The 20,215-nt window shown below is 56.7% G+C and carries 17 protein-coding genes; 6 read left to right on the top strand and 11 right to left on the bottom strand.

The annotated features are described in order from the left end of the window. Positions 1–224: 224 nt before the first annotated feature. A complete protein-coding gene (locus tag ACRRUX_RS11290; protein ID WP_432530285.1) occupies positions 225–2,966 on the bottom strand; it encodes a TonB-dependent receptor in 2,742 nt (913 codons plus the stop codon). Between the two features lie 659 nt (positions 2,967–3,625). Here ACRRUX_RS11290 and gdhA point away from each other — a divergent pair. Next, on the top strand, positions 3,626–4,969 hold the full coding sequence (gene gdhA / locus ACRRUX_RS11285) for an NADP-specific glutamate dehydrogenase (RefSeq protein ID WP_432530283.1): 1,344 nt from the start codon (positions 3,626–3,628) through the stop codon (positions 4,967–4,969). A gap of 175 nt (positions 4,970–5,144) precedes the next feature. Beyond that, entirely contained in the window at positions 5,145–5,456 is a 312-nt protein-coding gene (locus ACRRUX_RS11280) for a monooxygenase (RefSeq protein ID WP_432530281.1), read from the top strand. A 67-nt stretch (positions 5,457–5,523) separates the two neighbouring features. On the opposite strand, the gene ACRRUX_RS11275 is transcribed toward ACRRUX_RS11280, so the two are convergent. The 8 genes from ACRRUX_RS11275 to ACRRUX_RS11240 form a co-directional block, all read right to left on the bottom strand. Then, positions 5,524–6,897: a 4Fe-4S binding protein gene (locus ACRRUX_RS11275; protein WP_432530279.1), complete on the bottom strand. Its 1,374-nt coding sequence runs from the start codon at positions 6,895–6,897 to the stop codon at positions 5,524–5,526. 8 nt (positions 6,898–6,905) lie between these two features. Continuing rightward, complete coding sequence (locus tag ACRRUX_RS11270) at positions 6,906–9,050, bottom strand: TonB-dependent hemoglobin/transferrin/lactoferrin family receptor (protein WP_432530277.1); 2,145 nt, start codon at positions 9,048–9,050, stop codon at positions 6,906–6,908. A 130-nt stretch (positions 9,051–9,180) separates the two neighbouring features. Further along, positions 9,181–9,543, bottom strand: a complete 363-nt coding sequence (locus ACRRUX_RS11265; protein ID WP_432530275.1) for a hypothetical protein — start codon at positions 9,541–9,543, stop codon at positions 9,181–9,183. A 204-nt stretch (positions 9,544–9,747) separates the two neighbouring features. After that, positions 9,748–11,205 carry a GGDEF domain-containing protein gene (locus tag ACRRUX_RS11260; protein ID WP_432530273.1) on the bottom strand — a complete coding sequence of 486 codons (1,458 nt, stop codon included), beginning with the start codon at positions 11,203–11,205 and terminating at the stop codon, positions 9,748–9,750. Then, entirely contained in the window at positions 11,206–11,712 is a 507-nt protein-coding gene (locus tag ACRRUX_RS11255; protein ID WP_432530271.1) for a hypothetical protein, read from the bottom strand. 221 nt (positions 11,713–11,933) lie between these two features. After that, a complete protein-coding gene (locus ACRRUX_RS11250; RefSeq protein ID WP_432530269.1) occupies positions 11,934–13,229 on the bottom strand; it encodes a TRAP transporter large permease in 1,296 nt (431 codons plus the stop codon). Continuing rightward, entirely contained in the window at positions 13,222–13,839 is a 618-nt protein-coding gene (locus ACRRUX_RS11245) for a TRAP transporter small permease subunit (protein WP_432530267.1), read from the bottom strand. The genes ACRRUX_RS11250 and ACRRUX_RS11245 overlap by 8 nt, the downstream gene beginning before the upstream one ends. Further along, entirely contained in the window at positions 13,836–14,957 is a 1,122-nt protein-coding gene (locus tag ACRRUX_RS11240; protein ID WP_432530265.1) for a TRAP transporter substrate-binding protein, read from the bottom strand. Before ACRRUX_RS11240 ends, ACRRUX_RS11245 begins: the two co-directional genes overlap by 4 nt. Positions 14,958–15,079: 122 nt before the next feature. Here ACRRUX_RS11240 and ACRRUX_RS11235 point away from each other — a divergent pair, with 122 nt between their 5' ends. The 3 genes from ACRRUX_RS11235 to ACRRUX_RS11225 are packed head-to-tail and all read left to right on the top strand — an operon-like array spanning position 15,080 to position 17,483. Next, positions 15,080–15,823 carry a 5-oxoprolinase subunit PxpA gene (locus ACRRUX_RS11235; RefSeq protein WP_432530263.1) on the top strand — a complete coding sequence of 248 codons (744 nt, stop codon included), beginning with the start codon at positions 15,080–15,082 and terminating at the stop codon, positions 15,821–15,823. Beyond that, positions 15,820–16,542 (top strand): 5-oxoprolinase subunit PxpB, encoded by a 723-nt coding sequence (pxpB, locus tag ACRRUX_RS11230; RefSeq protein ID WP_432530261.1) that lies wholly within the window; start codon positions 15,820–15,822, stop codon positions 16,540–16,542. Before ACRRUX_RS11235 ends, pxpB begins: the two co-directional genes overlap by 4 nt. Then, complete coding sequence (locus ACRRUX_RS11225; RefSeq protein ID WP_432530259.1) at positions 16,524–17,483, top strand: biotin-dependent carboxyltransferase family protein; 960 nt, start codon at positions 16,524–16,526, stop codon at positions 17,481–17,483. Before pxpB ends, ACRRUX_RS11225 begins: the two co-directional genes overlap by 19 nt. On the opposite strand, the gene ACRRUX_RS11220 is transcribed toward ACRRUX_RS11225, so the two are convergent. Next, the gene (locus ACRRUX_RS11220; protein WP_432530257.1) at positions 17,477–17,728 is read right to left on the bottom strand and encodes a hypothetical protein; all 252 of its coding nucleotides are present in this window, start codon (positions 17,726–17,728) and stop codon (positions 17,477–17,479) included. The two genes, ACRRUX_RS11225 and ACRRUX_RS11220, sit on opposite strands and share 7 nt — an antisense overlap. Before the next feature lie 113 nt (positions 17,729–17,841). Then, on the bottom strand, positions 17,842–18,543 hold the full coding sequence (locus ACRRUX_RS11215; protein WP_432530256.1) for an oxidative stress defense protein: 702 nt from the start codon (positions 18,541–18,543) through the stop codon (positions 17,842–17,844). Between the two features lie 255 nt (positions 18,544–18,798). Here ACRRUX_RS11215 and rimO point away from each other — a divergent pair, with 255 nt between their 5' ends. Further along, positions 18,799–20,214, top strand: coding sequence for a 30S ribosomal protein S12 methylthiotransferase RimO (gene rimO, locus ACRRUX_RS11210; RefSeq protein WP_432530254.1), 1,416 nt, complete (start codon positions 18,799–18,801; stop codon positions 20,212–20,214). Position 20,215: the final 1 nt, after the last annotated feature.

Below are 20,215 nucleotides of genomic sequence, written 5' to 3'. Positions count from 1 at the left end.
GGGGGCGAAGCCGCCTAGTCCACTTTGCCCGGGTGTGGGTTGGAGACCCACGACTTTCGCCGCTGGCAAGCGGCATGTCCCGCAGGGATATCAAAAATGAGTCTCACCGACGATACGGTGGCTTACTCCTGCCGACCGGCCCTGTCGGCAATAGCAGGGCAATAAAAAGCCCGATCAGGTTTCCCCAACCGGGCTTTCAAAAAGCGTTAACTGATTACGCCCAATCAGAAGCTATAACTGAATCCCAGCATATAGTTACGGCCATACTGCTGATAATCGCGGATCTGGCGGGAGTCACCATTCTGATAAGTGACAAACGGCTCGTCAGTCAGGTTGTTAACCTGGAACAGCACCGACAGTCCTTCCACTCCCATCTCACTGAAGTCATAGCCTATCTGGGCATCCACCAGGGTTTCGCCTTTGACATAAACCGGAGTGCGCGCCAGCGACAGGCCGGTCACTTCACCCAAAAAGTCACTGCGGTAACGGGCACTGATACGCGCCTGGAAGCCATAATCTTCATAATAGAGTGTGGCGTTGGCCACCTTTTCCGACAGACCGGGCAGATCGATGGGATCGCTGTCGGGGGTTTCCCGCACTTCGCTGTCGTTGTAGGAGCCGGAGAGGATTAAACCAAAGCCACTGAGCGCATCGGTCAGCATGCCACCGGTCAGGTGAGCAGACGCCTCAATACCTCGGATATAGCCGCCCTGGCCGTTTTCCGGAAGGGTAACCAGGCCTTCATCCAGCTTGGGCTGAGGATCCGGCACGGTAAAGCCTGAGAAGTCATAGGCCACAGACTCGTTAAACACATAGTTTTCCAAATCCTTGTAGAACAGGCCGAATGCCAGATAGCCTTCATCCAGATAGATCTCATAGCCGAGGTCGTATTGCCAGGCCAGCCAGGGCTTAAGGCTTGGGTTACCACCATTTCCGCTCCAGGGGGAGTTATTGATATCCGTGCTGTCAGCCAGTGAAGGGTCGTAGTTAAAAGTAAGGCTCGCATTCATCTTGTCCATACGGGCGCGGGCCAGTGAACGTGCCACGGCAAACCTCAGCTGATGGCTGTCCATCACCTCCCAGGACAGGTTGGCGCTCGGCAACCATTCTGTGTAGGTATCACCGCGACTGTTATCCTGCAGTACCACTCGGTCATCATCATTCTCATCCTTAGTCACCGCCTTACCGGTCGATGTCTGCTTGGTGTGTACCACTTGCAGACCAAAGTTACCCACCAGCGGCTTGTCGGCAAGTTCAGTATCTACAATGGCCATCACATAGCCTGTGGTGACCTCTTCTTTCACGCTCCAGCTGCCGGTTGCCCGACTGGACACAGTTTCCCCTTCCGAAGTCAGGGTGTAATAACCGTCGTTATACAGGCCCTGAGCATCATAGGTCAGCATGTCACCCATGCCGATAAAGGCCAGTGAAGTCGGTGACATCAGATACTGGGACGGGACTGCCAGCGTGCCTGGATAGTCTTTCAGGGTGAGGAAGAAGCCTTCATCCTTCTTGGACTTTTTACGCTCTGAGTAATTCACCCCAAATTCCACTGCACCAATCGGGCCTTCGGCCAGCAAGCGCTCAGCAGTTAAACGCACTGACGACAACTCATCTTCGATGCTGGGCGTGTTGATAAAGCCATCCTGGGCATTGCCCGGCACAGTGACACCATTGCCCCAGTTGAACGGGCCTCCCAGTTTGATCAGCGAAGCATCGGCATAGTTGATGGTGGGGAAGAAGGTCGCACCGCGATCGCCGCGCATCTCAAACCTGAGATCTTCACAACCGCCCGGCGTACAACCATTGCCACGGCTGGTACCTGAATAAGTTTCCAGACCAAAGTCGGTTCTGTCAGCCTTAGAGTAAGACAGGTCCCCTTCCACACTCCACTTATCGTTGAGGGTATAGATACCGTTCCAGCCAACAGAGAAAGTATCGGCATCGCGGCGGTTCAAATCATTGCGCACCAGCACCTTGGAGTTAACGAACCTGCCGTCTGTCACCAAGCCATTCTGGGTTTTGGTGGCAATGACACCATCGTTGGCCCAGCCAGATCCCCATTGGCCGGGGATCTCAATGCCACGCAGCAATTGCTCATCGGTAAACTTGGTGTAGTAGGCATCCAGGGTCGAGCTGAAATTGGCGTTGGGCTGGTATTCAATCACCAACATCACGCCGTCACGCTCCAGCAGACTGGAGCGCACAAACGGCTTGGCACCGCCCAGAACCAGGGGGTTGGCGTCGTTGTAGTCCAGGTTGGGATAACCCCAGGCCTGCCAGCGCTCTTCCTGATTGGGGGAATACAGCTTGGCATAACCAAACGCGACCCCCAGGGTATTATCAGCAAATTGGTCAATGTAAGAGAAGCTGGCGCGATAGCCCTTATCCTTGCCATCCGGGTTCAGTTTGCCCAGATCGTTGTACTCACCCCGGGCATTGACGACCAGCTTACGCTCATTGAATGACAGCGGCTTGACGGTGCGCATATCCACTGTGCCACCAATGGCCTGCGACAACAGCGCCGCATTGGGGGTCTTGTACACCACCACGGAATTAATCAATTCCGAAGGATACTGATCGAACTCCACGCCACGGTTGTCACCGACAGTCACCTGCTCGCGGCCATTGAGGGTGGCAACGGTAAAGTCCGGTGCCAGACCACGAATGGATACCACATTGGCCCGACCATCCAGCCGCTGCGCCGCCAGGCCGGGCAAGCGTGCCAGTGATTCGGCAATACTGACATCCGGCAGTTTACCTATCTCTTCGGCGTTAATAGATTCCACAATTTCAGTGGAACCTTCTTTCACAGCCTGACTGGCCAGCATTGAACCGCGGATCCCCCGCACTTCAATGACCTCAATCTTGCCGTCCTGCTCCTGTTGCTCTGCCGCAAGCGTGCTGTAGGTCAATCCCGTAGACGCCAGCGCCAGCATGATGATACTTGGCTTAAACAGCGACATGCTCTCCCTCCGGATATAATTGTCGTTATAGGGTCATGCCGCATTCACCTTTGGAGTGCTGTAAAACGGCATCAACTGCAATATTTGTTACCATTCAGTTACAGACGACTCAATTTCCTGCATACGTATTCATTGGGTACAGCAGCGGCTCACCGGCCGTAAACCTCAGTTCACGAGAACACCATCATCATCGTCCATAAAAACACTAAAGCACTGAATTTGAATAATTTAATACCAGTAACATAGCGCTTTGCGGAGCTGACGGCCGCCATGGAATTCCCCGGACAAATATCTGCACTGAGTGCTTCCCCGGGAGAACGCCGCATAGAAAACACGCTCCGGCACCATCCATGAACCGGATAGGCTATCAATAGACATTAAAAATCAATAAATTAGATGTTAATCATGGAATACATACGTATGCATAAGTGACTTGATGAATTGTGAATTCTGATGGGCTTTAATTGATGAATTCTCTGCAGGCTTCGAGTTTCTTTACTCTTTTGAAGCAAATTCATACGTTTAGGGGAAGTGTCATCTTGAGTTGCCAGTGATTCCTGCTATAAATCGCTGACAAAAAAACGCTCAGGCTTGCCCCATCAGGGTCTGGCCCGGTCATAATCACATTTTCCACCTTTGTAATCCCACAGGAGCCCTTAATGAGCACAGAGATGACTCTCGACAGCTTTCTTGCCACAGTCGCCGACCGTAACCCTCACCAACCGGAGTTTTTGCAGGCTGTGCGCGAAGTGCTCACCTCAATCTGGCCTTATGTTCAGGCGCACCCTGAGTACCTGGATGCCAGTATTCTGGAGCGTTTGGTGGAGCCGGAGCGGCTTATTCAATTTCGGGTCTCCTGGGTGGATGATCAGGGCAAAGTACAGGTCAACCGGGCGTTTCGTATTCAGCACAACTCGGCCATTGGTCCCTTCAAGGGCGGTATGCGTTTCCACCCTTCGGTAAACCAGTCAGTGCTCAAATTCCTGGCCTTTGAACAGACCTTCAAAAATGCCCTGACCACCCTGCCCATGGGCGGCGGCAAAGGTGGCAGTGACTTTGATCCCAAAGGTAAAAGCGAAGGCGAAGTGATGCGTTTCTGCCAGGCGCTGATGCTGGAGCTGTATCGTCATCTGGGAGCCGACACTGACGTGCCTGCCGGTGATATCGGCGTGGGTGCCCGTGAAGTGGGTTACATGGCCGGCATGATGAAAAAGCTGACCAACAGCGCCGAGTGCGTGTTTACCGGCAAGGGCCTGTCTTTCGGTGGCAGCCTTATTCGCCCGGAAGCCACTGGTTATGGCGTGCTCTATTTCGTGGAAGCCATGCTGGCCACCGGTGGAGAGACCCTGGCCGGCAAGACCATTGCCGTCTCGGGTTCAGGCAACGTAGCGCAATACGCCATTGAAAAGGCCATGGAAATGGGCGGCAAAGTGGTCACTGCATCCGACTCTGCCGGAGTGGTATACGATCCTCAGGGCTTTACCCCTGAAAAGCTGGCCAAACTGATGGAAATCAAAAACCAGCGCCGCGGCCGGGTGTCTGATTATGCCCACGAGCTGGGGCTGGAATACATCACAGGTGGCACCCCATGGCAGTTCGCCGTCGAAGTGGCACTGCCCTGCGCCACTCAGAATGAGCTGAACCAAGAGCATGCCCGTCAGCTTATCGCCAACGGTGTGCGCATTGTCGCTGAAGGCGCCAACATGCCAAGCACTGCCGAGGCCATCGCCCTGTTCCATGAGGCCAGAGTGCTGTTTGCCCCGGGCAAGGCCGCCAACGCCGGTGGCGTGGCCACCTCAGGTCTGGAAATGAGCCAGAATGCCCTGCGCCTGAGCTGGAGCCGTGAGGAAGTGGATCAGCGTCTGAAAGATATCATGTACTCCATTCACGCCACCGCAGAAAAGTATGGCCGTGAAGGCGACCATATCAATTACGAGCTGGGGGCCAACGTGGCCGGTTTCGTAAAAGTCGCCGAAGCGATGAAAGCTCAGGGCGTGTACTGATAAGCCACGCAGTCTGCCGCAAAGCAGCAGGCTGGCTCCGCAGACTCAAAGGGCCCCCGGGCCCTTTTTTGTTTCGCCCCTCCCGGCCCTTGTCGATTTTATAATCTGACGCAACATCCCGGCTTTGGATTACAGCTATGATGCTGCTTTTCATATCATTTAAAGGAGTATTGATATGCCAACCTTGCTGCAGGTCGATTTTCACTATGAGGGTCCGTTCGGTGACGGAATGAGTGCCATGCTCAAACCGCTGGCCGAGTCTATCAATCAGGAACCCGGTATGCTGTGGAAGATCTGGACAGAAAATCCCGCCAGCCAACGTGCCGGTGGCGTATATCTGTTTGCCAGTGAACAAACTGCCGCCGACTATCTGGCGATGCACAGCGCCCGTCTGACAGCCATGGGCATCCGCGATATCCGCGGCCAGCTGTTTGAAATAAACCAGGCCCTGTCAGAGATCAATCACGCCGCTGGGCTGCTTGTCTGAGACTATTGCAGGGCTGCCGCCCGCACCGGCCCAAAACACTGGCCAGAGCCGCAGCCCCGCAGACATATCAATGACAACTGGCCGCCTGAGCGGCGAGCAGCATACCGCCCCAACGCAGGCCGACGAACAACCACACCAGGGCCGATGCCAGCAGCCACAGGCCGATGCGAGTCAGCGCCCGACGGCTCAGACTCACCGCCCATTGCCAGGCCCTGGCCAGACTCCACAGCACGCCCAGCCATACCAGCAGACCCAATACCGGCATCAACGCCGAATCCCGAGCCAGTGCCGGCAGCGCCCAATCCAGTCCAAACAGCTGTCCAAGCCCTTGGCTGAGCTGGGTAATGCCCCGCATCGCCAGCATCATCAAACCGTGGGACAAGAGCAGGCACAGCAACAACGGGGTATTGACCGCCGCCATGGCTGGCAGCAATTCGCGCCAGGGGCGGCGGCTGAGCGCCGCTGCTGCCAGTGCACAGCAAACGGCCAGCAACAGTGTCAGCAACAGCGAGCACAACGCCAGCGCCAGTGAGCGGCTGGCAAGCCAGGGCAAAGACAGCCCACTCAGCCAGCTATCCAGCGTGTGCCAGGGCATCAGCTCCCGCCAGGCGGTGCGATCCCAGCGATGTGCCAGCTGGGATTCAATCACCACCAGCGCCGTCAGAATAAGCAGAGTCAGCGCTGAAGTCATACTCAGAGACGGCTGCACTCGACGCTTTCCCGGCTGCAGGCGCAAACGGTCACACTGGCGATAACAGGCCAGACACAGGTTGCAGCGCGCCTCTCTGGCCGCAGAGTCCGCCGCCGGCGATTCAGCACTCTGACTGGCCAGCCTGGCGGGTGACAGCTTTTGTGGACACTGGCGAGCACAGTCCGATTTGCGGCAATCGCGGCAGCCCTGCTCACTTTCGCTTTGCTGAACTGTGCCCCGGGACACATGACCCAGACGCACATAACCGTGACCGGCAAATATCCGCGTCAGAATTGCAAAGGGACACAAAGAGCGGCAGAAAGGGGCATCCCGGTACAGCAGCGACAGCACAGCCATCAGCAGCAGATAACCGCCGAAAAATGCCAGGGTAAACACCAGCGGCAAGCGGCCATAGCCCGGCGTCACTGTATTCACCAGCCAGTAGCTGAGCAGCAGCATCAGCGCGCTCAGACCACTCCAGCCAAGGGCGTTGGGCAAACGCCATTTAAGACCATGACGACTGATAAAGCGCCCCATCACCCCGAGGGGGCACAGGGCGCAGAACAATGGCCCGGCCAGCAACAGCACAAACACGGTGAGCACCGGCCAGAACAGGCTCCAGAACAGACTGCGCACCCAGAGTTCACTGGTTTGCGGGGTTAACAACCCCAATGCCAGCGTGCCCAGAAACACGGCGACGCTGGTCCACTGCAGCAGTTTCAGCCCAGGACGGTTGGCGTTATTTTCCATGCAGGCCTCTAGAAACGGTACTGCAGCGCAGCGTTGATATGCCGACCCGGCTGAGTAAAGCGATCCGGATTGATCTGTTCATCCGGCTGCTGACCGGCCAGATTGGGGTACAGCCAGTACTTTTCATCACTCAGGTTCATCACCCCAAGTTGCAGCTTCAGTCGATCATTGATCTGCCACCAGGCCAGCAGATCCAGATACAGGTAATCCGGCGCGCTCAGATTATCCAGCTCACTCCAGTCATCTGCAGTTTTGGCATCACTGTATTTGGCAAACAGCTCGCCGCCCCAGCGACCGGATGGATGCTCATAACCCAGCGTCAGCGTGGTGTTAAACGGTGCCACGCTGTCCAGCGCACGACCGGTATTGCGGTTCTCGCCCTCGGCCCAGGCCGCGGACAAACGCATGAAGCCGCCTTCAATCCAGCTGTCCAGCTGATAGTGGGCTTTCAGTTCCAGACCACGGATCCAGGCCTCTCCCACGTTCTGATACTGCATCACCGCCGGGAACACTGAGTCGTCAGTCACGCTGTCAATGAAATCGCGAAAATCACTGTAATAAAACGCAATTTCTGCCTGCAATCCGCTGCCGAACCAGCGCATGCCCAGCTCTGAGTTGGTGCTTTGTTCAGCCTGCAGATGCTCGTTGGGCAAAATCACCACATGGGGCAGATCCAGCCGGTAGTAGAGATCATACAAAGACGGCGCCCGGTAGCCGCTGCCAACGGTGACATAGGCTGACAGCGCATCTGAGACTGTCCACATCAGTCCTGCGTTATAGGTGAGAACATCGCTTTGATGCTCGGGCAGATCTGATGCAGGATCGGTGCGGTAGTCATCGTATCTGAGCCCCAGATCCCAGGTGAGCGGCAAGCCATCCAGCGCCAGTTGTTGTTTGACAAATACCCCGCTGCGCAGCGCACTGGCAGCAGGCATGGTGGTACTGGTCCGGGCCACAGTGCCGGCAGCAAAATCATGATCTTCAAAGAAAGAATCAAATTCACTGCGCACCACAGACAAGCCATAACTCCACGTCTGGGATGCTGCTGACCAGTCGATGGCTTTATCAAACTGGCCATGCAGCTGCAGATGACGATCCTCGCGGTTGCGCACCAGCTCACAACCGCCGAGACAGTCGGTGTTCTTGACCCGGAAATTGCTGTTGTCCGTAGTGGCTTGCTGCCAGCTCAGCTGCCAGTGGGAGAAGTCAAACCAGGACAGGTCCGCCTGCCACTCATGGGCTGCGGTCAAACGCCAGCGCGCCTGCTCGCTCTCCAGTCGGTTGCCTATGTAGATAGTGTCTTTGCCGCCACGACGGGCAGGCACCAGATAACCTTCCATTGACCAGAGATCGGTATCGCCGTCTTTACGGTACATCTCGGCGGTGAGCGACAAGGTCTGCGAATGGGTCAGCTGCGCAACACTCTTGAGCAACAGGTTATGGCTGGTATAGGCGGCCGGATCCGCGATGCCACGCTGCACACCAATCACATCCAGACTGTCGTCATGGGTTTGGGTCTGTGATTCATCGCGGAAGGTGTAAATCATCAAGCCCTGCCAGTCGCCCAGATCCACTGCACCTTCCCAGGTATTTTTGAATCCGGCGTTGGCGCCGCTGTAACCGAAGCTGACCGCCAGTGCCTGCTCATCGCCCTGCAGAATATCGTCCGGGGATTTGGTACGCAGCAGCACGGCGCCACCAATGGCGTCACTGCCGTACAGACTGGAGGCCGAATTTTTGTTGATTTCGATGGCAGTCAGGGTATCGAGCTCAATCTGGCCTGAGTATTCGTTGATCACATTGGTGTGCGGCGAGCCGGTACCGGCCTTGAAGAACACCGGCTGCTCAATGCCGTCAATAAGCAGCTTGACGCGATCGTCGGTCATACCGCGGATATTGAAGCTGCCCAAACCAAACTTGCCGGTCCCTGCTACTTCCACCCCGGGTTCGGCCTTGATGGCATCCTGCAGGTTGTTGGCCAGGCTGGACTGCAGCTGATCGGCACTGATAGCGGCAACACTGCCACTGACACCGGCGATTTCGGTCGCCACCCGACTGCCGACCACCACCAGGGTTTCATCTATCTGCTGCGCCACACTGACTGGGGTATAGCAAAGTGCCAGCATGACGGGAGAAAGAGCAAAATACTTCATCAGATACATCCACAGAGTTCAACACCGGGCGTATCTTTGTGAAAGGCGATAACAGATGCCATGCGACCGATTGTCGCACCTTATTCAACATACTGTTTATTATGAAATTTTCAGCTAATGCAAATTACCGCTATGTGATCGCTCTGACACTCACCGAGCTGTCCGCGGGGAAATCCAGCGCCTGCGCCAACAGTCCATCGCCATAACTCTGCTCCACTCTGGCAATGATCACCTGATAGCCTTTGAGCCAGTTGTAATGTCGCTGTTTGGCCTTGAGGTGTACCGAGTCCTGCATCAGCATCTCCAGCCCCTGCCTGCCCTGCCAGTAATAGATGTTAATCAGCAGATTCTGCACCCTGTCCTCACAGCTCTGCAGCCCCAGGTAACCCGGCGTCTGACGGGTATGTTCGGCGATCACATTATCCAGCGCGTAAAATTCTTCATCGTATTGGCCTTTACCGAAGATAAAGGTCGCGGAATAGATATCAGACATGCAGGCCTCCTGAAGTCGATGCCAGGTTTCGGGTATCTGCCTAACGTCCCATGAGCGGAGAAGCGGATCAACTGCCACAAATGAAAGTTTCAACGGCTGTCGAGTCTGGATTGCCCCGGAAGCTCTCCGATAAATTGCCAGCAGAGCACCGGGCAAGCTGGAGGTGCAGAATGGCCGTGGGACTGAATGATGCAGGGACTGGGGTTATATCTCCCAGCTGATACCGAAGGAGGCGCCCTGATGCGAAGTCGCGGCGAGTTCGACCCGATTCCGGCCCTGATGTTTGGCCCGATACAGGGCGTTGTCTGCTTCGGCGATCAACATCTCGGCATTGTCACCGTGCAGACGTTCGGCCTGCCACACTGCCACGCCAATGGACAGTGTCAGCAAGCCGCTATCCCCGCCCTGCCTGTGCTTGATTGCCAGCCCTCTAACCCGCTCCAGCAGCGACTCTCCGATACTCCTGCCATCCTCGATATTGAGCAGCGGCAGCAGTAACATCAGCTCCTCACCGCCGAGACGAAAACCAAATCCGCCCAGCTTTTCGGCACTGATGCGGCAAACCTCGGCCAGCGTTTTCAGCGCCTGATCACCGGCATTATGCCCATAGCTGTCGTTGTACTTTTTGAAATGATCAATATCCATATACAGACAACCGATCAGCATCTTAGGGTGAGTATCTTTCAGCTCGGTAATGCGTTCGGCCAATCCCCGGCGATTCAGCAGTCCGGTAAGGGGATCGAACCGGCTCAGGTTCTCCAGCTCGCGATTTTTGTCCATCAAATCATCCAGCAGGATACTGAAGCTCATGGCCAGTTCGCCGATTTCATCGCGCCGTCTCAGACAAGGCACCTGGGCCGTTGGCTGCAGGTGATGACGCTGGCGCATAAAGGAGGTGAGCTTATTCAACGGCGAGGCGATATGGCTGGACAGCAACCAGAGTACAGGCAAGGCCAGCAGACAGCCGATCAGCATTTCCCGCAACGCATTACCGACAAACTGCCCCTTAATGGCAGCGATCGCCTGGGTGTCAAACAGGATCTCCACATGCCCCCTGACCCCGGTGCTCAGCGGCAGATCCAAATACAGCAGCTGGCGATCGAAATCCATCCGCGACTCCTGCGCACCGCGAAACACACTCAGATCCTGACGGAAGGATTGATTCAGCTTCTGGTTACGGGCAAACCCCTCGCGGGCATCCTCAATGCGTCCCATCAAAAAATCCAGCTTGCCCTGATCCACCCGTTCCGGATCACTGTGCTCATTGAGCGCGCTGATCCGGGCATCCATGCTGGCCTGATAATCCCCGGGATACTCAGATCGCCACATATGACCGACCAGGCGGTTGTAGATCGCCTCGATCGGCTGACCGGACTGACTGGATCGCCCCGAGACTTCCAGATACAACAGCCCCTGCTGACGGTTGATCTCCTCGCTGATCCTGGGCGATTGCAGATTGGCATAGTTGCCCCCGGCTACCGCATCACTGATCTCATACAACAAAGCGCCCAGACTGGCTTTGCGGGTGACTATGGTGGTTTCCACCAGGGTATCGAGTGCCTGCCGGTAGTTGTAAAACGACAGCGCGCCAATCACCGCAGCCAACAGGATGAAGTGAGAGACGAAGATTTTGGTGCGGATGGATTGGCGCAGTGCTGTCATTTACCTAACCGGCAGACTGTTGAGCTGGCCGCAGGTGCCATTGATACAGATATCCTTGTAACCATCATGACAGGCATAGCAGGTGTCTATCGCCAGCGATGGATGGCTGTCGCTGATATCCTGTCCCGCCTGATTATAAGTGCCGTACAGCACTTCCCCCGCCAGGTGCTCAGTCACGAACACCACATTCCCCTCCTCATAAATAGCCACGGCTGACAGGCCATCCGAGTAAGGACCGTGGTTACGGTATTGCTCCAGTTTTTCTTTGGGCACATAGATGGTCAGACGGGTGCCCTGCCCCTCATTGATCCAGTTGTACATCCTGATGGTTTCCAGCAAATAGCTGGGCACATCGGCAGACAGCACCACATCCTTGCCGGGGATAACACTTTGTTTGACCTGAATCAGCTGACTCAGATCAGCAGGAAAGGACGCCAGCGATTCCGCCCGGCCCCACCCGGGAAAACACAGCACCAGCAGCAACAGCACGCCTCGATTCATCACCATCCATCCCCTCAAAACCTTGCAGATATCAGCACAAACAACACGAAAACAACGCAGATAAGTCTTAAACAGCAATGACTTGATTAACTTCAGTGTAGGCGGAGATCGGCAAGGCTGCCGGGCAGTTCAGGGAATGCCTGGCAAACAGGCCAACACAAAGGACAGCAAGCCAGAAAGACAGTCACCCGTGACTCAAGCCGGACACAAGGCGCATGGGAAACCTGTTACATCATGGTGGGCAAGGCGGTGACTATGTCTGGCCAGAGGGTGATAAGCACGCAGGCCAGCAACAGCAGCAAAAAGAACGGCAGGGCGCAGCGGGCGATATACAGCATGTCCCGGCCGGTAAGATCCTGGATCACAAACAGGTTAAAGCCCACAGGTGGGGTGATCTGCGACATCTCCACCACCAGCACCAGATAGATACCAAACCACAGCGGATCGATCCCCGCCTGCTGCACCATGGGCAGCACCACAGAGGTAGTCAGCAACACCACGGAAATGCCATCCAGAAAACAGCCCAGCAGCACAAACAGCAAGGTCAGACAGGCGATCAGCGCCAGCGGCGACAGCCCAAGTTGAGCGATCTCGGTCGCCAGCATCGAAGGTAAGCCGATAAACCCCATCGCCAGCGTCAGAAACGCCGCCCCGGCCAAAATAAACAGGATCATACAGGCGGTTTTCACCGCCCCCATCAGGCTGTCGGCCAGCAGAGACACACTCAACTCCCCACCCGACAGCGCCAGCAGCAAAGCCCCCAGCACCCCAAGTGCCGCCGCTTCGGTGGGGGTCACCCAACCGGCAAAAATACTGCCCAGCACCAGTGCCACCAGGCTGCCCACAGGCAATAAATTCAATAATGACTGGTACTTATCCCGCCAGCTGTAGCAGTGTTGGTCAGCCGGCATGGCATCGGTATGCCTGAGCGCCCACAGCATGGTAAAGCCCATAAACAGCGCCACCAGCAAGATGCCGGGCAACACACCGGCGACAAACAGCCGGGCGATAGACACCTCGGCCGCCACCCCATAGACAATTAGGATAATGGAAGGCGGGATCAACAGTCCGAGGGTGCCGGCCCCCGCCAGGGTGCCGATGGCCATGCGTTCGTCATAACCGGCGCGGCGGAGCTCAGGCAGGGTCATGCGTCCTATGGTGGCGGCAGTGGCCGCCGATGAGCCGGATACCGCAGCAAACATCCCGCAGCTTAAGATATTGATATGCAACATGCGCCCCGGCAGATGAGCAAGCCAGGGCCTGAGTCCGTCGAATAAATTGCCCGCCAGGCGGGTGCGGAACAGTATCTCCCCCATCCAGATAAACAGTGGCAAGGCCGCCAGCGACCAATCTGACAGCACGCCCCAGGTCGCCAGCGCATAGTTAAGCCCAAAGGCATCATTGCCCAGCAGCGCCATGCCCAGCATGCCCACCATGATAAGCGTCAGCGCAATCCACAGCCCGGCCGACAGCAGGGTAAACAGCGCCAGCAGCAGGAGCATGCCGATCGTCAGTTCATTCATGTTCACCCCTGATCGGCTGGCCATTCTCAGTCTGTGGGTCGCTTGGGGTAAGCGCCTCATCACTTTGTGTCAGGGCATCATCACTTTCGGCCAGGGCAGCACCTGTGCCGGTCAGCAGGGTATCGAGCAGGCTCAGGGTAAACAGGCTCATCCCCAGAGGCAGCGGCCACTGCACCCAGTAGATGGGAAACGCCAGATAGCCGGTGCTCATTTCGTGAAACTGCGCGCTTTGCCACACCATAAAGGCCAGATGCCAGCTCAGATAGCCCGCCAGCGGCAGTGCCAGCAGTAAGACTCCCTGCTGCAGCCAGTGGCGCAGCGCCCCGGTTACCCTGGCGGCAATCAGGGTGACCCGGATATGACTGCCGCGCCTTAAGGTATAGGCCAGTGGCAACATGGCCGAAGCTGCCAGCAGATAACCACTGAGATCGTCCGCCGCCGGGACAATCACACCAAACCAGCGGCCCACCACACGGGCGAGGATCAAAAGGCAAATCAGCACAATAGCCAGCGCCGCCAGCAAGGCACCGGCCAGATACAGGCGCTCCAGCCACAATCGCACTGGGCGGCTGAGCGTCAGTTCTGGCGTGATCTTGTCCTGCGGCTTCATGGTTGATGGCTCCTTCGCTGGCGATAGCGCTCCAGCACTGCTTCACCGCGGGCACCGGCCTCCTGCAGCCACTCCAGGGTCATGACTTCGCCTGTCTGTTTCAGTCCCTGCATCAACGCCGGTGACGGCGGGCTGACCTGCATTCCCTGCGCCGCCAGCTGGGCGGTTTTCTCCAGTGTTTCCTGCTGCGCCCACTGCCAGCCGCGGGCCTCGGCCTGAGCGGCGGCGGCAAGCAATGCCTGCTGCGCCTTGGGGGAGAGCCGCTCAAACGCCTGACGATTAACCAGCACCAGATTGCGCGGCAGCCAGGCCTGAATATCCGTGTAGTGGGACACATAATCCCAGGATTGGGAGCTGACACCCGTGGTGGGCGAGGTGATCATCATCTCTATCATGCCGGTAGAAAAAGCCTGAGGGATCTCCACCGTCTGCACTGTGGTGGGCTGACTTGCCAGCAACAGCGCCAGTCTTGAGGTAACCGGGCTGTAGGCCCGCATTCTGGCACCTTTAAAATCTGCCAGGTCGTTAACCGGCTGCTGACTGTACAGCCCCTGGGGCGGCCAGGGCACAGAAAACAGCAGCATCAGCCCCTGCTGCGCCAATGCGGCCTCCATCTCAGGTTTGCTGGCCAGATACAGGTCATGGGCAGCGTCAAAGTCAGTGGCCAGAAACGGCAGATTATCGAGCTTGAACAGCGGATCTTCATTGCCCAGCAGACCACCGAATACTTCCACTATGGGCACCAGCCGACTGCGCACGGCTCTGGGCAATTCATTGTGTTTAAACAGCGACGCGCCGGTATGCAGCACGATTTGCAGTTCATTCCCCGAGGTCTGCGCCACATCCTGGGCAAACGCCCGCAGATTGCGACTGTGGTGAGTGGCATCGCCATAAGGCGTCGGCATATCCCAGCGCACACCCGGAGATTTGCCCTGAGACTGTTCACCCAGAGGATGGGCGGCCATCGCGGCAAAACCAACCAGCAGCCACAGCGCAATCAGGCCGGGCAGCGCAGCGACTTTCACCCATGACGATGATTTCACGGCTTTGGCTTTGACGGCCAGAACTTTCAAGACCTGAGCGTTGACACGCTGTCGGTTAACGGCTGGGGTTATCACAGATTGGGCTGTTCCGTTTGAGGTCGCAAAACACCACACTAACCAGCAACAAACATTTTGACAACAAAGTCATAGAGCCCAATCATGAACAGCAGACACCACACAGGAGCCGATGGCAGACAATGACAACAGGGGTAACGCTGAATTGCGATATGGGAGAAAGTTTCGGCCAGTGGCCCATGGGACTGGACAGAGAGGTCATGCCGCATATTCAGCAGGCTAATATCGCCTGTGGCTTTCATGCTTCAGATCCGGATGTGATGGCCGCCACGGTTCAACTGGCGCAGCAGCATAATGTCAGCATTGGCGCCCACCCTGGGTACGCCGATCTGCAGGGCTTTGGCCGCCGGCATATCCCCCACTCATCTGAGCAGATTTCCCATCTTATCGCCTATCAAACGGGCGCGCTGATGGGTATTGCCGCGCAGTTTGGCGCCCGGGTGGACTATGTCAAACCCCATGGCGCGCTTTACAACCTGATGATGCAGGACGTTGCGGTATTTAATGCCATCCTCAGGGCTGTGGCCAGATTACCGGGCCATCTCAGCCTGATGATTCTAAGCCGCGCCGATAACAGTCAGTACCGGGCGCTGGCCAGCGCAGCCGGAGTCCCGCTGCTGCTGGAAGCCTTTGCCGATCGGGCTTATACCCGGGATGGCCTACTGATGCCCCGCAGTGAGTCCGGCGCCGTACTGGACAGTGAAGCGGCCATCCTCAGCCAAACCCAATTGCTGGCAGGCGGCGCGGTCAACACCTGTGATGGCAGCCTATTGCCGCTGGAGGTGGACAGTATCTGCGTCCACGGTGATAACCCGGCATCGGTTAACACCATAGCGGCTATCGCCGCGCAACTGGCCAGCCAATGACATCCAAGCCCCTAACCCCCTCAGCGTCACCACAGCTTGTCCGGGTTGGTGAAAATCAGCTGCTGCTGCGTTTTGCGGATGCCATCGATCCCACACTTGCCAGCCGAATCGCCACCTTTTCCCACACGCTGCAAGGCTGCTATGGCAGCGCACTGCTGGAGCTGATCCCCTCCTACACCACATTGTTGCTGGAGTATCATCCGCTCAGATTGTCATTCGAGACGCTGGCATCGGCACTGCCCGGCCTGTGGCAGAGCAGTCAGGCCGATATACCGCAGCCCAGGTTGCATCGCTTGCCCGTGTTCTATGGCGGCGAATATGGCCCTGATCTACCCGGGCTTGCACGCCACGCCGGGTTGACTGAGGCCGGGGTGATCGCCCGCCATGCCGATCGCCGCTACACGGTTTGCGCCATCGGCTTTGCACCTGGCTTTGCCTTTCTGGCCCGGGTCGATGACGCCATCTGCCATCCCAGACACCCCCACCCCAGAGTGCTTATTCCCAAAGGCAGCGTCGGTATTGCCGAATCGCAGACCGCCGTCTATCCGGATGCCTCCCCCGGTGGCTGGCAGATCATAGGTAATTGCCCACTCACGCTGTTCGACCCGACACATGACCCCATGAGCCCATTTTCGACCGGTGATCAGGTGGAATTTTATGGCATAGACAGGGAAGCATTTCTGGCATTGGGAGGCGAGCCATGTCCGCGCTGGAAGTAATCTCCCCCGGTCCGCTGACGTTGCTGCAGGATGTGGGACGCTTTGGCGGGGCACAGCTTGGACTGAGTCAGGGTGGCCCCATGGACCTGCACGCTTATTGCTGGGCCAACCGCCTGCTGGGCAATCCCATGAGCGCCGCCGTGCTGGAAATCACCCTGGGCAACGCCAGCTTTGTCGCCCGTCAGGATATGACCCTGGCGCTGTGCGGCGCCGACATGTCCGCCAGTGCAGCGGGTAAGCCCCAGGCCAATTGGCGCAGTTTTCAGCTTCGGGCGGGTCAACAGCTGAAACTGGGCATGACATCACAGGGAGTTAGAAGTTATCTGGCGGTCGCAGGCGGCTTTCAAACGCCAGTAGCGCTGGGCAGTCGCGCCACGGTTTTGCGCAATAAACTGGGCGGGCTGAATGGTGAAAAAGTCGCCAGCGGTGAATTACTGACAGTTAGCAAAGACTCACACACCAAGGTGCTGCATAAGGTGCCAGACCAATTTCAGCCCGACTATAGCCAGCCGGTGTGCCTGAGTCTGCTGCCCGGTGCCCAGCACGCCGACTTCGATGAACAAACCCTGAGCGCGCTGCTGAGCGGCCGCTATCGCATCAGCCCCCAAAGCGACCGCATGGGGATCCGCCTGGAAGGACCGCCAGTCTCCGCCAGCGCCTCCGCAATCAATGCCAAGGGTATGATTTCCGAAGGGATCACCATGGGAGCCATGCAGCTGCCGCCCGATGGGCAGCCAATCGTGCTGATGAGCGATCGCCAGACGTTGGGAGGCTACCCCAAACCCTTCAGTCTGAGCCGTCGCGCCCAGTGGCGACTGGCGCAGTGCATGCCTGGCACAGAGGTGAGTTTTTGTGCCGGCGATCTGCAGCTTGCGCTGCGCCAATGGCAGGACTTCGTGCGTTTTTTTAATCTCTGGCCTGAGACAGGTGCAAATCAATGACGCTGTTGCCACAGCCAGTGCACCAGGCAAATCACAAACAGCAACACGATCAAGACAGCCTCCCAACTTCGGGGAACCTCATGATGTGAAAGCCGGTAATCGCTCAGCTCAGTGGGTTGCACACTGCTTGCCTGCGATGCTGGCGGCGAGGCCCGGGCGGAAGGGACATAAAAGGCGGCAGGATGATACATACCGGGGTGAAGTTCACCGGAATTATCAGCGGGTTTGGGCTCAGACTCAGGCATAACCACTCCTTGTGCACCTGTATCCAATATCTGCAGTTAACGCCTTTTATCTTTAAAAAACAATAGCCAAAGCAAAGGCTTTGGCTATTTTGCCGCTATGTTACCGCAGTGGTTCAGCGGGAAATTTTGTAAGTCACTTGGACCCTGTCAGTCACGGTAATCTGAGCATTCTGGTAGCTTTCACCCACACCGTCATTCATGGCTCGGGCAGTGGCATACATCACGGGACGGATAGGCTGCTGTTCCATATAGCTTATCTGCCACACGCCTTTAAGTTCTTCGCCAAACCCTTCGGCCACTGCCTTGGCCTTTGCCTGGGCATCCTTGATGGCTGCGGTTCTGGCCTGTGCTTTCAACGCTTCCATATTGCTGGCTTTGAATTCAATGTTGTTGATGCGATTGATGCCTTCATTCAAGGCTGAATCCAGCAGGCCATTAAGCATGGGCAGTTCACGCACCACCACAGTGACACTGCGGCTGGCCTGATAACCGGTCAGTTCAGGGGTCTTCCCCTGCTGATACAGGTATTGGGGCTGCAGATTGATATTGGCGCTCTGAATGTCTTTATCACTCAACCCCGCCTTTTTCAGCTTGGCGATAAAACTCGCCACCGCCTTGTCTGATGCCTGCTTGGCAGCCGCCGCCGTGGGCTCGGTCACCACCACCTGCACATGGATCTCTGCCATATCCGGCACGGCAATAATCTCACCCACCCCTACAGTCTCCAGATGAGGGAAATCCGGAACATCGGCAAATACGGGGGCAGCAGCAAATACAACAGAACCCAGCAAGGCGGCAATCACAGTATGTTTCATATAAAGACTCCTCAGGATAAATCGAAACTGTTTGTTGATTTACCCCTATAAACGGGCCATTTCAGAAAAGGGGTTAGAAAAGTACAAAAAATTTTTGTACGCCGAATCCGACCTCCCGGCAAGGGTGTTTTTTAACCAGCTCCCCTGTATCTTTATCCGGGTTCAGGTATAATCCCGCGCCTGATGCGTCCAAGCTGGCTTTTGCCGCCCTTCGGCGCCCCGAATTCCTTGCATTCAGAGAATATTCGCAACGCTATGACAGTTGAAACCTTTAATCCCAAGCAAACCACCACGCTGGAAACGGCCGATAAAACCCTGGCCGAAGTGGCAGCCAACGAGTCACAGACCGAAGGCAACCGTATCGGTTTTGTGTCTCTGGGATGCCCCAAGAACCTGGTGGATTCAGAGCGGATTTTGACCCAGCTGCGTATCGACGGCTATGAGGTCACCAACAGCTATGACAATGCCGACTTAGTGATCGTCAATACCTGTGGCTTTATCGACGCGGCGGTGGAAGAGTCTCTGGATGCCATCCGCGAAGCACTGGAAGAAAACGGCAAGGTGCTGGTGACCGGCTGTCTGGGTGCCAAGGAAAACCAAATTCGTCAGGTACACCCTGATGTACTGGAGATCACCGGCCCGCACAGCTATGAAGAAGTGCTCAAGCATGTCCACAAGTATGTGCCCAAGCCAGAGCATAACCCCTTCACCAGTCTGATCCCCCAGACAGGCGTCAAGCTGACGCCCAAGCACTACGCCTATTTAAAGATTTCCGAAGGCTGCGACAACCGCTGCACCTTCTGCATTATCCCGGCGCTGCGTGGCGATCTGGACAGCCGTGGCGTTGGCAGTGTGCTGGATGAAGCCAAACGTCTGGTGGAAAGCGGCGTGCAGGAAATTCTGGTGGTCAGCCAGGACACCTCTGCCTACGGCAAAGACAAGGGCGGCCGTACCGACTTCTGGAACGGCATGCCGGTCAAGCAGGACATCACCACCCTGGCACGTCAGCTGGGCAAGATGGGCGCCTGGATCCGTCTGCACTATGTTTACCCCTACCCTTGGGTCGATGAGCTGATCCCGCTGATGGCCGAAGGTTTGATTCTGCCTTATCTGGACTTGCCGCTGCAGCACGCCAGCCCACGGGTGCTGAAGATGATGAAGCGCCCTGGCCGGGTTGACCGTCAGCTGGACGCCATCAAGAGCTGGCGTGAGATCTGCCCTGATCTGGTGATCCGCTCCACCTTTATTGTCGGCTTCCCCGGTGAAACCGAAGAGGACTTCGAGATCCTGCTGGACTTCCTGCGTGAAGCCAAGCTGGATCGCGTAGGCTGTTTCAAGTACTCAGAAGTGGAAGGCGCTGTGGCCAACACCCTGGGTGAGCTTATCAGCGATGAAGTCAAAGAAGACAGATACCGCCGCTTTATGGAAGTGCAGGCAGAGATAAGTGCCGAGCGTCTGGCCCGTCTGGTCGGCCGCGAGCTGGATATCCTCATTGATGACGTGGATGAAGAAGGTGCCATCGGCCGCTCCTACGCCGACGCTCCGGAAATCGACGGCATGGTGTTCTTAAACGGCGAAACCGAACTGACCCCGGGCGACATGGTACGCGCGGTGATCACTCACTCAGATGAGCATGACCTCTGGGCTGAGATGGTGCAGCTGGAAGATTAAA

The sequence above is a fragment of the Shewanella sp. GXUN23E genome, assembly GCF_050865035.1.
Taxonomy (GTDB): domain Bacteria; phylum Pseudomonadota; class Gammaproteobacteria; order Enterobacterales; family Shewanellaceae; genus Shewanella.
This window is presented reverse-complemented; position numbering and strand designations above follow the sequence as displayed.

Coding starts and splice junctions, on each gene's coding strand:
- ACRRUX_RS11290 (WP_432530285.1), bottom strand. CDS start 2,966: ATGTCGCTGTTTAAGCCAAGTATCATCATGCTGGCGCTGGCGTCTACG.
- gdhA (WP_432530283.1), top strand. CDS start 3,626: ATGAGCACAGAGATGACTCTCGACAGCTTTCTTGCCACAGTCGCCGAC.
- ACRRUX_RS11280 (WP_432530281.1), top strand. CDS start 5,145: ATGCCAACCTTGCTGCAGGTCGATTTTCACTATGAGGGTCCGTTCGGT.
- ACRRUX_RS11275 (WP_432530279.1), bottom strand. CDS start 6,897: ATGGAAAATAACGCCAACCGTCCTGGGCTGAAACTGCTGCAGTGGACC.
- ACRRUX_RS11270 (WP_432530277.1), bottom strand. CDS start 9,050: ATGAAGTATTTTGCTCTTTCTCCCGTCATGCTGGCACTTTGCTATACC.
- ACRRUX_RS11265 (WP_432530275.1), bottom strand. CDS start 9,543: ATGTCTGATATCTATTCCGCGACCTTTATCTTCGGTAAAGGCCAATAC.
- ACRRUX_RS11260 (WP_432530273.1), bottom strand. CDS start 11,205: ATGACAGCACTGCGCCAATCCATCCGCACCAAAATCTTCGTCTCTCAC.
- ACRRUX_RS11255 (WP_432530271.1), bottom strand. CDS start 11,712: ATGGTGATGAATCGAGGCGTGCTGTTGCTGCTGGTGCTGTGTTTTCCC.
- ACRRUX_RS11250 (WP_432530269.1), bottom strand. CDS start 13,229: ATGAATGAACTGACGATCGGCATGCTCCTGCTGCTGGCGCTGTTTACC.
- ACRRUX_RS11245 (WP_432530267.1), bottom strand. CDS start 13,839: ATGAAGCCGCAGGACAAGATCACGCCAGAACTGACGCTCAGCCGCCCA.
- ACRRUX_RS11235 (WP_432530263.1), top strand. CDS start 15,080: ATGACAACAGGGGTAACGCTGAATTGCGATATGGGAGAAAGTTTCGGC.
- pxpB (WP_432530261.1), top strand. CDS start 15,820: ATGACATCCAAGCCCCTAACCCCCTCAGCGTCACCACAGCTTGTCCGG.
- ACRRUX_RS11225 (WP_432530259.1), top strand. CDS start 16,524: ATGTCCGCGCTGGAAGTAATCTCCCCCGGTCCGCTGACGTTGCTGCAG.
- ACRRUX_RS11220 (WP_432530257.1), bottom strand. CDS start 17,728: ATGCCTGAGTCTGAGCCCAAACCCGCTGATAATTCCGGTGAACTTCAC.
- ACRRUX_RS11215 (WP_432530256.1), bottom strand. CDS start 18,543: ATGAAACATACTGTGATTGCCGCCTTGCTGGGTTCTGTTGTATTTGCT.
- rimO (WP_432530254.1), top strand. CDS start 18,799: ATGACAGTTGAAACCTTTAATCCCAAGCAAACCACCACGCTGGAAACG.